12 protein-coding genes are annotated in these 13,274 nt (G+C 59.7%); 2 read left to right on the top strand and 10 right to left on the bottom strand.

The window, feature by feature from the left end; translation table 11 throughout:
- Positions 1–11: 11 nt before the first annotated feature.
- The 10 genes from groES to I5L03_RS13515 form a co-directional block, all read right to left on the bottom strand.
- The gene (gene groES, locus I5L03_RS03450) at positions 12–299 is read right to left on the bottom strand and encodes a co-chaperone GroES (protein ID WP_197920280.1); all 288 of its coding nucleotides are present in this window, start codon (positions 297–299) and stop codon (positions 12–14) included.
- A 159-nt stretch (positions 300–458) separates the two neighbouring features.
- Complete coding sequence (locus I5L03_RS03455) at positions 459–1,850, bottom strand: MATE family efflux transporter (RefSeq protein ID WP_197920281.1); 1,392 nt, start codon at positions 1,848–1,850, stop codon at positions 459–461.
- A 132-nt stretch (positions 1,851–1,982) separates the two neighbouring features.
- Positions 1,983–3,116 carry a retropepsin-like aspartic protease gene (locus I5L03_RS03460; protein WP_197920282.1) on the bottom strand — a complete coding sequence of 378 codons (1,134 nt, stop codon included), beginning with the start codon at positions 3,114–3,116 and terminating at the stop codon, positions 1,983–1,985.
- A gap of 330 nt (positions 3,117–3,446) precedes the next feature.
- Entirely contained in the window at positions 3,447–4,262 is an 816-nt protein-coding gene (locus I5L03_RS03465) for a LytTR family DNA-binding domain-containing protein (RefSeq protein ID WP_197920283.1), read from the bottom strand.
- Between the two features lie 163 nt (positions 4,263–4,425).
- On the bottom strand, positions 4,426–4,803 hold the full coding sequence (gene rplL, locus I5L03_RS03470; RefSeq protein WP_197920284.1) for a 50S ribosomal protein L7/L12: 378 nt from the start codon (positions 4,801–4,803) through the stop codon (positions 4,426–4,428).
- Between the two features lie 83 nt (positions 4,804–4,886).
- On the bottom strand, positions 4,887–5,402 hold the full coding sequence (rplJ, locus tag I5L03_RS03475; RefSeq protein ID WP_197920285.1) for a 50S ribosomal protein L10: 516 nt from the start codon (positions 5,400–5,402) through the stop codon (positions 4,887–4,889).
- 319 nt (positions 5,403–5,721) lie between these two features.
- Entirely contained in the window at positions 5,722–5,967 is a 246-nt protein-coding gene (locus I5L03_RS03480) for a hypothetical protein (protein ID WP_197920286.1), read from the bottom strand.
- A gap of 100 nt (positions 5,968–6,067) precedes the next feature.
- Positions 6,068–6,304, bottom strand: a complete 237-nt coding sequence (locus I5L03_RS03485; RefSeq protein WP_197920287.1) for a helix-turn-helix domain-containing protein — start codon at positions 6,302–6,304, stop codon at positions 6,068–6,070.
- Entirely contained in the window at positions 6,304–6,855 is a 552-nt protein-coding gene (locus I5L03_RS03490) for a DUF2975 domain-containing protein (RefSeq protein WP_197920288.1), read from the bottom strand. Before I5L03_RS03490 ends, I5L03_RS03485 begins: the two co-directional genes overlap by 1 nt.
- 23 nt (positions 6,856–6,878) lie before the next feature.
- The gene (locus I5L03_RS13515; RefSeq protein ID WP_267904185.1) at positions 6,879–7,010 is read right to left on the bottom strand and encodes a hypothetical protein; all 132 of its coding nucleotides are present in this window, start codon (positions 7,008–7,010) and stop codon (positions 6,879–6,881) included.
- Between the two features lie 207 nt (positions 7,011–7,217).
- On the opposite strand from I5L03_RS13515, the gene I5L03_RS03495 reads away from it, so the two are divergent.
- Positions 7,218–8,801: an alkaline phosphatase D family protein gene (locus I5L03_RS03495; protein WP_197920289.1), complete on the top strand. Its 1,584-nt coding sequence runs from the start codon at positions 7,218–7,220 to the stop codon at positions 8,799–8,801.
- 277 nt (positions 8,802–9,078) lie between these two features.
- Complete coding sequence (gene rpoB / locus I5L03_RS03500; protein ID WP_197920290.1) at positions 9,079–13,269, top strand: DNA-directed RNA polymerase subunit beta; 4,191 nt, start codon at positions 9,079–9,081, stop codon at positions 13,267–13,269.
- Positions 13,270–13,274 lie beyond the last annotated feature (5 nt).

Genomic DNA, 13,274 nt, shown 5'->3' on the forward strand with positions numbered 1-13,274 from the left:
TATCAGGGGGCTCAGCCGAGCACGCCCATAATGTCGCTTTCCTTCATGATCAGCAGGTCTTCGCCGTCGATCTTCACTTCGGTGCCACCCCATTTGCCGAACAGCACGCGGTCGCCGACTTTCACGTCGAGAGCGGTGACGGTGCCGTCTTCAGCCTTGGAGCCGTTGCCGACAGCGACGATTTCGCCTTCGCTCGGCTTTTCCTTGGCGCTGTCGGGGATGATGATGCCGCCAGCCGTCTTTTCTTCGGCTTCGATGCGGCGGACCAGTACGCGGTCGTGCAGTGGACGGAATGCCATATTTATGACCTCTTCCAATTGAGTGGTTAAACGTGATTGGCACTCTCCGACCGAGAGTGCCAGTGCGGCGCATTTGGGTGCGCGTTCATTCAGAGTCAATGGGTGTCTCAGCGAAAAAGTTGCATGCAATCAGCCAGGGCGTGGCATGGGGGCGTCCGCTCAGGAATTGCGCTGCGTCAGCCCCAGCTTTTCGCGCGCATTCCAGCGCCAGAGGAGCAGGGCGGCGGCGAAGGTCAGTCCTGTTGCAAGGCCGATCCAGACACCAGTGCCGCCAAGCTGCGTGCCGAGTCCAAGACCGGCAGCGAGGCCGAAGCCAGGCAGCCAATAGCTGAAGATAGCAATCCACATCGGGATGCGCGTATCCTTGAGACCGCGCAGCGCGCCAGCCGCCACGGCCTGCACCCCGTCGGACAGCTGGAATGCGGCGGCAATCATCAGGAAGCCGGTTGCAGCAGCGAGCAGCTGTGCGTTCGCTGGATCGCCAATATCGATATATACTGAGAGCAGCGCGTGTGGCATCGTGACCATGGCGATTGCGGTCAGCGCCATGAAGCCGGTTCCCATCACAATACTCGCCCAGCCTGCGCGGCCCATGCCCACAGCATCGCGCGCGCCATAGAAATAGCCAACGCGGATGGTCGCCGCCTGTCCCACGCCGAAAGGGACCTGAAAGGCAAAGGCAGCAAGATTGAGCGCGAGTGTATGCGCGGCCAGTTCCAGTCCGCCGACGCGGCCCATCAGGAATGCCGCTGCACCAAACACGCCCGCTTCTGCCAACACGGTGATGCCGATAGGCGTGCCGATGCGCAGCATTTCCCAAAAGCGCGGCCAGTCCGGTCGCCAGAAAAAGCCCATGATGTGATAGCGGTGCAGGCGCGGGTCGACCCGAATGATTGCGGCATACATGGCAAGGATCGCGAGTGAGGTGATTAGTGTCGCGACCGCTGCACCGGGCAGGCCCATGGCAGGTGCGCCCAGATTGCCGAAGATGAAGGCGTAATTCGCCAGTGCGTTCACGCCGATACCCACGCCGGTTATTGCTGTTGCAATGATCGGTTTGCCCAGCGTCGAGACATAATTGCGCAAAACGCCCGCGATCACCATCGGCGCGACCGACCACAGCAAGACCTGCATGTATGATACGGCGAGCGCCGTAATGTGCGGCTCTTGCCCTGTCAGCCGCATCAGCGGGCCTGCGAGCGCGCAGAGACCCATGCCGATAGCCGACACGATGATGCTGAGCCACAAGGCCATACGCACCGAGCGGCGAACAGGGCGCAGCGCCGGTCCGCGCGCCCCGGTTTCTGCCGCCATGATCGGAGCGACCGCGCTGGTGAGCGCCTGCAAGCCCCAGACGATCAACCCGAACAGGGCGATGGCGAGCGCCGATGCGGCGAGTTCATCCGGACCCAGCCGCGCGATAAACATCACGTCGATCGCATAGGTGAGCATTTGCAGCAGATTGGCGAGCGCCAGCGGCCCCGCCAGCTTCAGCGTTTCGCGCGTCTCGACTGTCCAGTCGGGCGTTTCGGGGTGGGCAATCGGCCGCATGGTATCTCATGCTGCCCCCGCGAAAATGCGCCGGACAGCCGCACCGGATAGGCGCGTCGTGCTTTCCTGCAAAGGGGAAATAGGCTGTATATCTGCGAAGTGCGGCCTGCGCGTCACACGCGTGCATCGGGACTAAGGCATTGGCGCTGCCGGAGCGCAGCTGCCTTCGCGCTCTGCGGAGATTGGCCACAGGCTATCGAGCCCTTCGCTCGAATAGTCTTCGAACGCGAAATGGCCATCGCGCACGTCGATACGGTAGACCCCGCTGCGCGGGTTGCCGATATAACCGAACAGATCCCACTCGGGCTCGGTGACGACGCTAGTGGGCTGCGCCCATATCTCTACAGGCGGCTGATCTTCGAAACCAACCGAAACGCGGGTTTCGGCAATTTCGCGCCATGGCGCAGTCATCGTGCGTTGCGCGTCACATTCGCGGATGTCGAACGCGCCTTCTCCGAGCAGATGGCCGTATGACCCTGTGTCGATATAGTAATTGCCGATACGGTTTTGCGTGCGCATCCGGATCAGCGGCTTGCGTCCGGCTCCCATCAGCATGTTGGCCTCGGCGCGCGGCCGCGGGTCCCGCCTAATCAGACGCACCACGTCCCGATTGTAATCAAATTCGATGACTTCGAAGAAGGGCCGCAGCGCATCGAGCCCCATGATGATATCATAACGCCCGACAATCTGATCCATGCGCTCGAACTTGGCCTGATCCTCAGGCGTTTCAGGCGGCAGTCCTACAGACGCGGCCACATTGCGAAGCGTGATGTCACCGATCGTCAGACTGCCGACCAGCGCGTGATGCTTGGTTGCGACGATGTCGAATGCGGGCAGCGCGTAAGTTTGCGGCGCCGAGCCATCGGTTTCGAGCAAGTCGATGAAGTCGCGGTGCACACCGACCCCAGGCGCGCCTGTATCGAACGCAATCTCGATATCCACGCCATTGAGCTGCGCAGGAATGCGAAGCCCATCAAAAGGCACTTCGGTCACTTCGACGCCATTATAATCGACAGATGCATCGGGCCAATTGGCGTAGGGCCTTGCGAAGTCTGCAAGATTGGTCATGCCATTCGCTTCAGAAGCAGCGGCCACGTCAGCCCAGCGATGCTCCGCAATCAATTGGCCTGCGGCGATAAAGAACATGCGGTCCTTCAACTCGCCAGCAGGCATCGACCGTACGATTTGCATCATAGCGTCGGCACTCCCTTCACGGCGGTCCATTAGGCCGAGGAACGCGGCGGCCACGCGGTCGGACTGCGCCATCGTTCGCAACCTGTCTCGCTCGATGGTTAGAAACGCATCAAATGCCTCTGCCGCTGCTTCCTCTGAAATGGCCGTCGGTAGTGGACGCTCAGCGCTCGTCTGGGCTAACGATGTCGACGCCGCGCAGGCCGGAAGTAGGGCGAGGGCGGCGATTGAGGCTGCGGCCATCAGATGCTCAGTAAATGTCTGTCGTGGGTGAGATGGGGCTGTGTTCTGCATGCCGAAGCTTATGGACCAACCTCACACGCAATCGGGCAAAATTTGCTGAACGGACACTTTTGGTGCCTGAACGGACCGCATGGATAGTTCGACTAACCGGCTTCCCGGTGATCACATAGCATAAGAACGGATCAGCCGTGCGCCAGAGCGGCTGGTATTGAGCGATGAGCCGTCATTGAGATGAACCGTCATGCGACCGCCGCCGGCCGGTTCAACCGAAACAAGCTGATCGAGATTGATGATCGCCGATCTGTGAATGCGCACGAAGCTTTCCGGCAGCTGCTCTGACAGTTCTTTCAGACTTCGCCGGGTCGGGAATGAGCGCGTGGCAGTGAAGACCTTCATTTCATCGTCGACCGAGCGGATGGCAACGATATCCTCAAGCTCGACACGCGCAATCTGATCGTCATCACGCAGCAACAGAGCCTTTGGCGTGTCTGAAGCGGCGATTCCCTCCGTATCTTGAGAACCACCTTTCGCTTCCGCAAGGCGATGAGTAGCGCGCACGAGAATAATCAGGAGAAGCGCAATCACGATCCCCTGGAACATCTGCCAGCGGAATGCAGGGCCTGAAAATGGAATGATCATCCCGCCAGCAACAAACCCTGCATCAACCCATCCATGAAGTGACGTAATCAACACGTACCAGATGAGCGTGAAGGCAATGCTGAAAACGGCGAGCGAGGCAAATTGTAGCGCTTGATTTGGCAGGGAAAGGATCGGTCGCAAGAGTGGGAAAGATGCGATACCCAGAAGGTACAGCGAGATCACATTGATCAGGCAATCGGTCACGACTTTCGCCGAGAGGATGCCTGCGTCACTGAGAAAAACTGCGAGATAACCGAGCCCGAGCAGCGCGCAGATCATGATCCAGTCACGATGCGGCGGGGTGAGTTTTGCAAAGATGCGGGAGACACGCGCTGGCATTACGCTTTGACTGCCAAACTTCATCCCGGCTGCCAAGATATTCCGTAAGGCGCGCAGCGGCGACCAGCAAAAAGGGCGCCACCATCGCTGGTGACGCCCCCTTGGTGATCTCTCGGAAGAGATCGAAGTGTAAGCTGATCCCCGCTTGCGCGAGGACAGGCGCTTACTTCAGTTCGACGGTACCGCCGGCTGCTTCGATCTTGCCCTTGATCTCTTCGGCTTCTGCCTTGTTCACGCCTTCCTTGAGCGGCTTCGGCGCGCCTTCGACGAGGCCCTTTGCTTCGGTCAGGCCCAGGCCGGTGATGGCGCGGACTTCCTTGATCACCTGGATCTTCTTGCCACCGTCGCCGGTGAGAATGACGTCGAATTCGTCCTTCTCTTCAGCGGCAGCTTCACCAGCACCGCCACCAGCGGGGCCAGCAACAGCAACTGCAGCAGCGGCGCTAACGCCCCACTCTTCTTCCAGTGCCTTGGCGAGTTCAGCTGCTTCCATAACGGTCAGCTTCGAAAGGTCTTCAACCAGCTTGGCAATATCAGCCATGATGTATCACTCCAATTGTTGGGGCATTCCGTTCCTTCGGTCGGCCCCGAGTATGTTTCGTATCTCTTGCGAGAAAGCGTCTCTTACGCAGCGTCCTTGGCGCCATAGGCACCGAATACGCGAGCGAGCTTGGCTGCCGGTTCGTTGACAACGCGGGCGATTTTCGTCGCCGGGGCGTTGAGCAGACCAACAATGGTGCCGCGCAGTTCGTCGAGGCTGGGCATCGAAGCCAAAGACTTGATACCTGCTTCGTCGAGAACCTGCGTGCCCATCGAGCCACCGACGATTTCCAGCTTGTCGTTCGACTTGGCGAATTCGACAGCAGCCTTGGCGGCTGCGACAGGGTCTTCCGACCATGCCAGTGCTGTCGGACCGGAGAGAAACTCTTCGATGCCGACATAATCGGTGTCTTTCAGGGCGAGCTTGGCGAGACGGTTCTTCGCGACCTTGTAGGACGCACCGGCTTCACGCATCTTCGTACGCAGTTCGGTGGACTGGTCCACCGTCAGGCCGAGGTTGCGGGTCACGACGACCACGCCAACTTCGTTGAAGACTTCGTTCAGCTGGGCGACCGCTTCGGTTTTTTGCGAACGATCCATGCCGTACTCCTTCACTATGGCCGACCGCGGGTTCGCGCGGACGACCGGCTCAAATCACCCCGCCGCTCATGCGACAGGGCAAAAGTCCGTTTCTGGGGAAGGAGGTGCGTGACGCATCACGCTGATTGCGAGGCCATGGTGGCCGCGCGAAAAATCTCGTTTCCCCGTCTAGGCTGGAAATTAAGATGACCCCATTGCCACCACCAACTGTCTCGGACGGATGAATGCCCCAATCCGTATGGATCAAAGCAATCGGGGCGGGCCCTTAAAGGCCACGCCCCGAGAGTCAAGCAAAACTGCTTAAGTGGATTGGCGCCACTTACTGGTCGTCAGCGGTTTCTTCCAGCATTTCGGCTTCTTGCTCAGCTTCCATCATGGCGCCTTCATTGCCCATTTCTTCAGCGAGCTCGGCTTCGGCTTCTGCAACACCAGCTTCGGCGTCCATCACTTCAGCTTCCATTTCAGCGACATCTTCTGCCTGCTCTTCGGCATCTTCAGCAGGTTCCTGGCAAGCAGCGACCAGCATGAGGGCGGGAGCGGCGGCGAATGCGATAATCTTTTTCATAATGAATCCTTCCTGTAGTGCGACCGGAATTGCCCGGTATCACCTCGCCAACCGCTCTCGACAGCGTCGGTTCCTCGTTTTGCCATTTTTTTGCCGCAATTTATTCGCCATAGGTCAGCAAGTCGCCCGGCTGGCATTCCAGCTCCCGGCAGATCGCTTCCAGTGTGCTGAAGCGGATGGCCTTGGCCTTGCCCGTCTTGAGGATGGAGAGGTTGGCGAGGGTGAGGCCCACGCGCTCTGCCAACTCGGTCAGCGTCATGCGGCGTTCGTGGAGAAGGTCGTCCAGTTTGACCATGATCCTGGTTCCTTCGCTATCTGATGTGGATTTGGGTGGCATCACACCGTTCCTTCCAGATCATCGCGCATTTCCGCGCCGCGTTTGAACACCCGGGCCAGGATGAAGAGAACGATGACCATCAGTATGCCGGTCAGATCGAGGCCTGCATCGACAGTGATGTCCTCATGCCCGACTTCGTCCGCCCATTTGGCAACGGTCAGGCCTGCACCGGAAATGGGTATCATGAGCAATTGCACTACAAGCAAAAGCCAGCCCATATTGCCGAGGCGACGCGCATTTTGCGGAGCGAACGGATCGCCATGGCCGACCGTATTGATGATGCGGCGCAACTGGTCGAAGAAGGCAAAGACCAAAGCGACTACCATTAACGCCATCACCAACAATGCGATGATTGTAGGAAGCGGGAAATCAGTGATTTCCTGGCCCAGCTCTGCGGTCAATTCCGCGGCGATATCGGCCTGGTAGAAGAGGAGGACGGGAATCGTGATGAGAAGCGCGAATGCAGCGATGCTCATGAAAATCTGCATCAGGATTGTCAGCGCCTTGCCGGACACCAGCAGCAGATCATTCGGCCGTGTTGAAGTACTCATTGGAAATCTCCTGACAATCCGGCTTACGCCAGCAGCGTCGATGTGACGGCAATGGGTTGCGGGTCGACCGGCACGCTGGTGATGGCAGCGAAGCTGGTCGTGGCGAAAATCACGGCTGCAAGAGCAGCGAGAGTTTTGGTGGCGAAGCGTTGCATTTATCGATCTCCTATATCGTGTTTGTTGAAAAACGATATGGACGAGTCGATTCTTATTGTCAATCAACAATATTGAAAAACGATATGCAGTGCGAAGCTTAGCTGCTGGCAGTATGGCAAGGCGTCTCGCCGGCCTTCGCGTGACAAGTGCCATGACACTGCAATATTGACCGGGGAAAGCACTTCGGAGGATCGGAGACCGTCACAATGAGCCACCGCATTATCAATCGCCGCCTCGCGCTTTCGCGCCGCAATCTGCTTCGGGGGTTTGGTGCGAGCGCCATAAGCGTTTTCGGCATAGCGCTTTCACCTGTTCCGCTGCTCGCACAGCCGATCTTCCGCGCATATCCTTTCCAACTGGGCGTGGCTTCGGGAGAGGCAGAGCCCGATGGCTTTGTCATCTGGACGCGCTTGGCGCCCGAACCGCTTGAATACGGATATGGCATGCCGCGCGCCGCGGTCGAAGTGGATTGGGAAGTCGCTGCCGATCGCGGTATGAGCGAGATTGTCGCAAGCGGAACAGCCATCGCCAGGCCGGAGCTCGGCCATTCCGTCCATGCCGAAGTCGCGGGATTGCAGCCCGGTCGGCCCTATTGGTATCGCTTCTCGGCTGGACGCGAGCGCTCGATGCGTGGCCGCGCGGTGACTGCGCCCAGCTTTGGCGCGCCGGTTGACCGGGTGCGCTTCGGCATCGTCGGATGCCAGAATTACGAGCACGGCTTTTACACTGCACACCGCTATCTGGCGGAAGAAGAGCCGGACTTCGTCTTCTGCTATGGTGACTATATATATGAGGGGCGCTCACGCCGCGTGTGGAACAGCCCCAATGGGCCACGCGAAAATCCGCGGCAGGTCACGGGCGATGAGACGTACTCGCTGGACGATTATCGCCGTCGCTATGCCGAATACAAAATTGACACGGACCTGCAGGCCGCACATGCCGCTGCGCCATGGTTCGTAACCTGGGACGATCACGAGATCGATAACAATTGGGTCGATGACATCGATCAGGATGGCGTGCCGCCGCGGATCTTCGCCCTGCGCCAACAGGCTGCGATGCAGGCCTATTATGAAAATATGCCGCTGCGCGCCTCGTCATTGCCAACCGGGCCGCGCATGCAGCTGTTCAGGCAAGCGCGCTATGGCGATCTGCTTGATCTGAACCTGCTCGACACCCGGCAATACCGAACCGATCAGGCGTGCGGTGACAGCTGGGAGCCCAATTGCGACGACCTCAACCGCGAGGCCGAGGTTTTGGGACAGGCGCAGGCCAGCTGGCTTGAAGACAAGCTGCGCGACTCGCAGGCGATCGCCCAGCAAGTGATGATGATGGATCTCGATCGGCTTCCGGGTGAAGGCAGCGTCGTCAATCCCGATAGCTGGGCAGGCTATCGCGATCCGCGCCGCCGTGTGCTGGAAACGCTGTCGAGCCTGCGCGATGCCAACCCGGTCGTGCTTACCGGAGACGAGCACCAGAACTACGCTGGCGAGCTGCATTTCGATGGTCAGGACCCGGGCCCTGCACCCATCGCGCCTGAATTCGTGACGACGTCGATCACCTCAAATGGCGATGGCGAATTCCAGCGCCGCGATACCACCGCGATTGCCGCGGAAAACGACCAGCTGAAATGGCACAATGCGCAGCGCGGATTCGCGCTATGCGATGTGACGCCAGAGCGCTGGCAGACCGATTTCCGCGTAGTAGATCGTGTAACGACAACGGGCGGCGAGATGCGCAGTGCGCTGGTGGCAACCGTGGAGGCGGGCTCGACAAGGGTCAATCTGGGGTGATCCATCCACCCATTGACCGAATCCTACACGCTTCCTATATGGCCCCCATCGCCGAAGAGCTTCGAGCAAGGTACGCCTTTACGCGGGGGCGCATCCAGGAACGGAAGTTTCGGCATCTGCGTGAGACATGATTTGATCAAGGCTGCGATGCGGCACCGGTAGCGGTGCGCTCATCGTCGGCCTTTTCTGCGTCTCGCGCGATATTCCCGCTCACGAAAATTTTCGCGCCCGCAAAACTTGCTGGCGCACACACGCGAAGAAGAGGCCCGTCCACATTATGGCGACCAAGGCGAAAGCTCCTGAAGTTCAGGGTTCCAAGAAGAAGCGCATCCGCAAGATTTTCGGCGACATCCACGAAGTGGTGCAGATGCCGAACCTGATCGAGGTGCAGCGTGAGAGCTACGAGCAGTTCCTGCGCTCCGATCCTTCGATCGATTATGTCTCCGGTCTGGAAAAGACGCTGCGCAGCGTTTTTCCGATCCGCGACTTTGCCGGTACCGCCGAACTCGATTTCGTGAATTACGAGCTTGAGCCGCCGAAATACGACACGACCGAATGCCGCCAGCGCGGCATCACCTACGCAGCCCCGATGAAGGTGACGCTGCGCCTGATCGTGTTCGAAGTCGACCAAGAAACCGAATCCCGCTCCGTGCTCGATATCAAGGAGCAGGACGTTTACATGGGCGACATGCCGCTCATGACGAAGAACGGCACCTTCATCATCAATGGCACCGAGCGCGTGATCGTGAGCCAGATGCACCGTTCGCCGGGCGTGCTGTTCGATCACGATCGCGGCAAGACGCACTCTTCGGGCAAGTTCCTCTTCGCTGCCCGCGTCATTCCGTATCGCGGTTCGTGGCTCGATTTCGAATTCGACGCCAAGGACATCGTCAATGTGCGTATCGACCGCAAGCGCAAGCTGCCGGTCACCGCACTGCTGTTCGCGCTTGGTCTCGACCAGGAAGAAATCCTCGATCACTTCTATGACATGGTCACGTGGAAGCGTGCCGGTGGCAAGAAGAAGGGCGGCGAAGGCTGGGAAATCCCGTTCGTCGCCGAACAGTGGCGCGGTGCGAAGCCCGCTTTCGCGCTGGTTGATGCCAAGACGGGTGAGGAAGTCTTCCCCGCTGGCCAAAAGGTGTCCCCGCGCGCTGCCAACAAGGCCGAAAAGGACGGTCTCAAAACCCTGCTGATCCCGACCGAGGAAATCTTCGGCCGCTATGCCAGCAAGGATTTGATCGACGAAAAGACTGGCCGCATCTACATTGAAGCGGGCGAAGAAGTTTCGCCGGAAAACCTCGAGAAGCTTGATGCCGCAGGCGTCGACCAGCTCGAACTGCTCGATATCGACCACGTCAACACCGGTGCGTGGATGCGCAATACCCTGGCTGTCGACAAGGCGGAGAACCGCGAAGAAGGCCTCGAGGCCATCTATAAGGTCATGCGCCCGGGCGAGCCGCCGACCAAGGAAACCGCCGAAGCTCTGTTCGAAGGCCTGTTCTTCGATGGTGAGCGTTACGACCTGTCCGCGGTTGGCCGCGTGAAGCTCAACATGCGCCTTGGACTCGATGCCGAAGACACCGTCACCACGCTGCGCAAGGAAGACATCCTTGCCGTGGTCAAGGAACTTGTCGACCTGAAGGACGGCAAGGGCGACGTCGACGACATCGACAATCTCGGCAACCGCCGCGTGCGCTCGGTGGGCGAGCTGCTGGAAAACCAGTACCGCGTCGGCCTGCTGCGCATGGAGCGCGCCGTGAAGGAGCGCATGAGCTCAGTCGATGTATCGACCGTCATGCCGAACGACCTGATCAATGCGAAGCCTGCGGTTGCCGCAGTGCGCGAATTCTTCGGTTCTTCGCAGCTTTCGCAGTTCATGGACCAGACCAACCCGCTGTCGGAAGTCACCCACAAGCGCCGCGTTTCGGCACTTGGCCCGGGCGGCCTCACCCGTGAGCGTGCTGGCTTCGAAGTCCGCGACGTTCACCCGACGCACTATGGCCGTATCTGCCCGATTGAAACGCCCGAAGGCCCGAACATCGGTCTGATCAACTCGCTGTCGACCTTCGCCCGCGTGAACAAGTATGGCTTCATCGAAACGCCTTACCGTTCGGTGAAGGATGGCAAGGTGTCGAGCGAGGTGAACTACCTCTCGGCCATGGAAGAGCAGAAGCATACCGTGGCACAGGCCTCGGCTGCCACCGACGGCAAGGGCCAGTTCGTGGAAGAGCTCGTCTCCGCCCGTCAGAACGGCGAATTCGTGATGAGCCCGAACGAGCAGGTCACGCTGATGGACGTCAGCCCCAAGCAGCTCGTCTCGGTCGCTGCATCGCTCATTCCGTTCCTGGAAAACGATGACGCCAACCGCGCGCTGATGGGATCGAACATGCAGCGTCAGGCTGTGCCGCTGGTCAAGGCCGAAGCGCCTTGGGTCGGTACCGGCATGGAAGAAACCGTGGCCCGCGATTCGGGCGCTGCCATCGCCGCAACGCGGGGCGGCGTGATCGACCAGGTCGATGCGACCCGTATTGTTATCCGCGCCTCGGGCGAAGTCGATGCCGGTAACCCGGGCGTCGACATCTACAGCCTGCAGAAATTCCAGCGCTCCAACCAGAACACCTGCGTCAACCAGCGTCCGCTGGTGAAAGTGGGCGATGTGGTGGAAAAGGGCGACATCATCGCAGACGGTCCGTCGACCGATCTGGGTGAACTCGCTCTCGGCAAGAACGCGCTCGTCGCCTTCATGCCGTGGAATGGCTACAACTACGAGGACTCCATCCTCATTTCCGAGCGTATCGTGAAGGACGACGTCTTCACCTCGATTCACATCGAGGAATTCGAAGTCATGGCGCGTGACACCAAGCTTGGCCCGGAAGACATCACCCGCGACATTCCCAACGTCGGCGAGGAAGCGCTACGCAACCTCGACGAGGCGGGCATTGTCTACATTGGTGCCGAAGTGCACCCGGGCGATATCCTGGCTGGCAAGATCACGCCGAAGGGCGAGTCCCCGATGACGCCGGAAGAAAAGCTGCTGCGCGCCATCTTCGGTGAAAAGGCCAGCGACGTGCGTGACACCTCGCTCCGCCTGCCGCCGGGCGTTGCGGGTACCGTCGTGGAAGTCCGCGTCTTCAACCGTCACGGCATCGAAATCGATGACCGTACGCGTGCCATCCAGAACGAGGAAATCGAACGCCTCAAGAAGGATAGCGAAGACGAGCGCAACATCCTCAACCGTGCAACCTACAACCGCCTGGAAGAAATGCTGGCCGGCCAGACCGCGTCCGCCGCTCCAAAGGGTGTGAAGAAGGGTACGGTGATTGACGCATCGGTGCTGGAAGGCATCGAGAAGCGCGACTGGTTCAAATTCGCCGTTGCCGATGACAACATGCAGGCGCAGCTCGAAGCTGTGAAAGGCCAGTATGATGAAGCGGTAAAGGCCATCAAGGACAAGTACGAGGACCGCAAGGAGAAGCTCGAACGCGGTGATGAACTCGCGCCGGGCGTTCTGAAGATGGTCAAGGTCTTCGTCGCGGTGAAGCGCAAGCTGCAGCCGGGCGACAAGATGGCTGGCCGACACGGTAACAAGGGTGTGATTTCGCGCATTCTGCCGGAAGAAGACATGCCGTTCCTCGAAGACGGTACGCCGGTCGATATCGTGCTGAACCCGCTGGGCGTGCCTTCGCGCATGAACGTGGGGCAGATCTTCGAAACCCACCTCGGTTTCGCCGCTCGTGGTCTTGGCCACCAGATCGGCGAGCAGCTTGACGAATGGCGTGCATCGAACCCCGATGCCACCGCCGGCAAGCCGCCTGCTGCGCTGATGGACAAGCTCAAGGACGTCTATGGTGAGAACTATTACGACGATCTGGAAAGCCGCACGGGTGAAGAAGTCGCCGAACTCGCACACAACCTTCGTGCCGGTGTCCCGATGGGCACGCCGGTGTTCGATGGCGCGCGTGAAGGCGATGTGACCGACATGCTGCTGAAGGCAGGTTACGACAGCTCCGGCCAGTCCGACCTGTATGACGGCCGCACCGGTGAGGTGTTCGACCGTAAGGTGACCGTGGGCGTGATCTACATGCTCAAGCTGCACCACCTGGTCGACGACAAGATCCACGCCCGCTCGATCGGCCCGTACTCGCTCGTCACCCAGCAGCCGCTGGGCGGTAAGGCGCAGTTCGGTGGCCAGCGCTTCGGTGAAATGGAAGTCTGGGCCCTGCAGGCCTACGGCGCCGCCTACACCTTGCAGGAAATGCTGACGGTGAAGTCCGACGACGTGGTCGGCCGCACCAAGGTTTACGAAGCGATTGTCAAGGGTGACGACACCTTCGAAGCCGGCATTCCGGAGAGCTTCAACGTGCTCGTCAAGGAAATGCGCTCGCTGGGCCTCAACGTCGAACTCACCTCGCTTACCGATGGCGAAGAGGAAGACGAAGACGGCTTTGGCCAGATCGCCGCTGAATAACAGGG

Origin of the sequence: Aurantiacibacter sediminis (genome assembly GCF_016019885.1) — a bacterium.
Classification (GTDB): Bacteria; Pseudomonadota; Alphaproteobacteria; order Sphingomonadales; family Sphingomonadaceae; genus Alteraurantiacibacter; species Alteraurantiacibacter sediminis.

What these genes read in the sequence shown, in the direction of transcription:
- groES (WP_197920280.1), bottom strand. Translation starts at nt 299, where the DNA reads ATGGCATTCCGTCCACTGCACGACCGCGTACTGGTCCGCCGCATCGAA.
- I5L03_RS03455 (WP_197920281.1), bottom strand. Translation starts at nt 1,850, where the DNA reads ATGCGGCCGATTGCCCACCCCGAAACGCCCGACTGGACAGTCGAGACG.
- I5L03_RS03460 (WP_197920282.1), bottom strand. Translation starts at nt 3,116, where the DNA reads ATGGCGCAGTCCGACCGCGTGGCCGCCGCGTTCCTCGGCCTAATGGAC.
- I5L03_RS03465 (WP_197920283.1), bottom strand. Translation starts at nt 4,262, where the DNA reads ATGCCAGCGCGTGTCTCCCGCATCTTTGCAAAACTCACCCCGCCGCAT.
- rplL (WP_197920284.1), bottom strand. Translation starts at nt 4,803, where the DNA reads ATGGCTGATATTGCCAAGCTGGTTGAAGACCTTTCGAAGCTGACCGTT.
- rplJ (WP_197920285.1), bottom strand. Translation starts at nt 5,402, where the DNA reads ATGGATCGTTCGCAAAAAACCGAAGCGGTCGCCCAGCTGAACGAAGTC.
- I5L03_RS03480 (WP_197920286.1), bottom strand. Translation starts at nt 5,967, where the DNA reads ATGAAAAAGATTATCGCATTCGCCGCCGCTCCCGCCCTCATGCTGGTC.
- I5L03_RS03485 (WP_197920287.1), bottom strand. Translation starts at nt 6,304, where the DNA reads ATGCCACCCAAATCCACATCAGATAGCGAAGGAACCAGGATCATGGTC.
- I5L03_RS03490 (WP_197920288.1), bottom strand. Translation starts at nt 6,855, where the DNA reads ATGAGTACTTCAACACGGCCGAATGATCTGCTGCTGGTGTCCGGCAAG.
- I5L03_RS13515 (WP_267904185.1), bottom strand. Translation starts at nt 7,010, where the DNA reads ATGCAACGCTTCGCCACCAAAACTCTCGCTGCTCTTGCAGCCGTGATT.
- I5L03_RS03495 (WP_197920289.1), top strand. Translation starts at nt 7,218, where the DNA reads ATGAGCCACCGCATTATCAATCGCCGCCTCGCGCTTTCGCGCCGCAAT.
- rpoB (WP_197920290.1), top strand. Translation starts at nt 9,079, where the DNA reads ATGGCGACCAAGGCGAAAGCTCCTGAAGTTCAGGGTTCCAAGAAGAAG.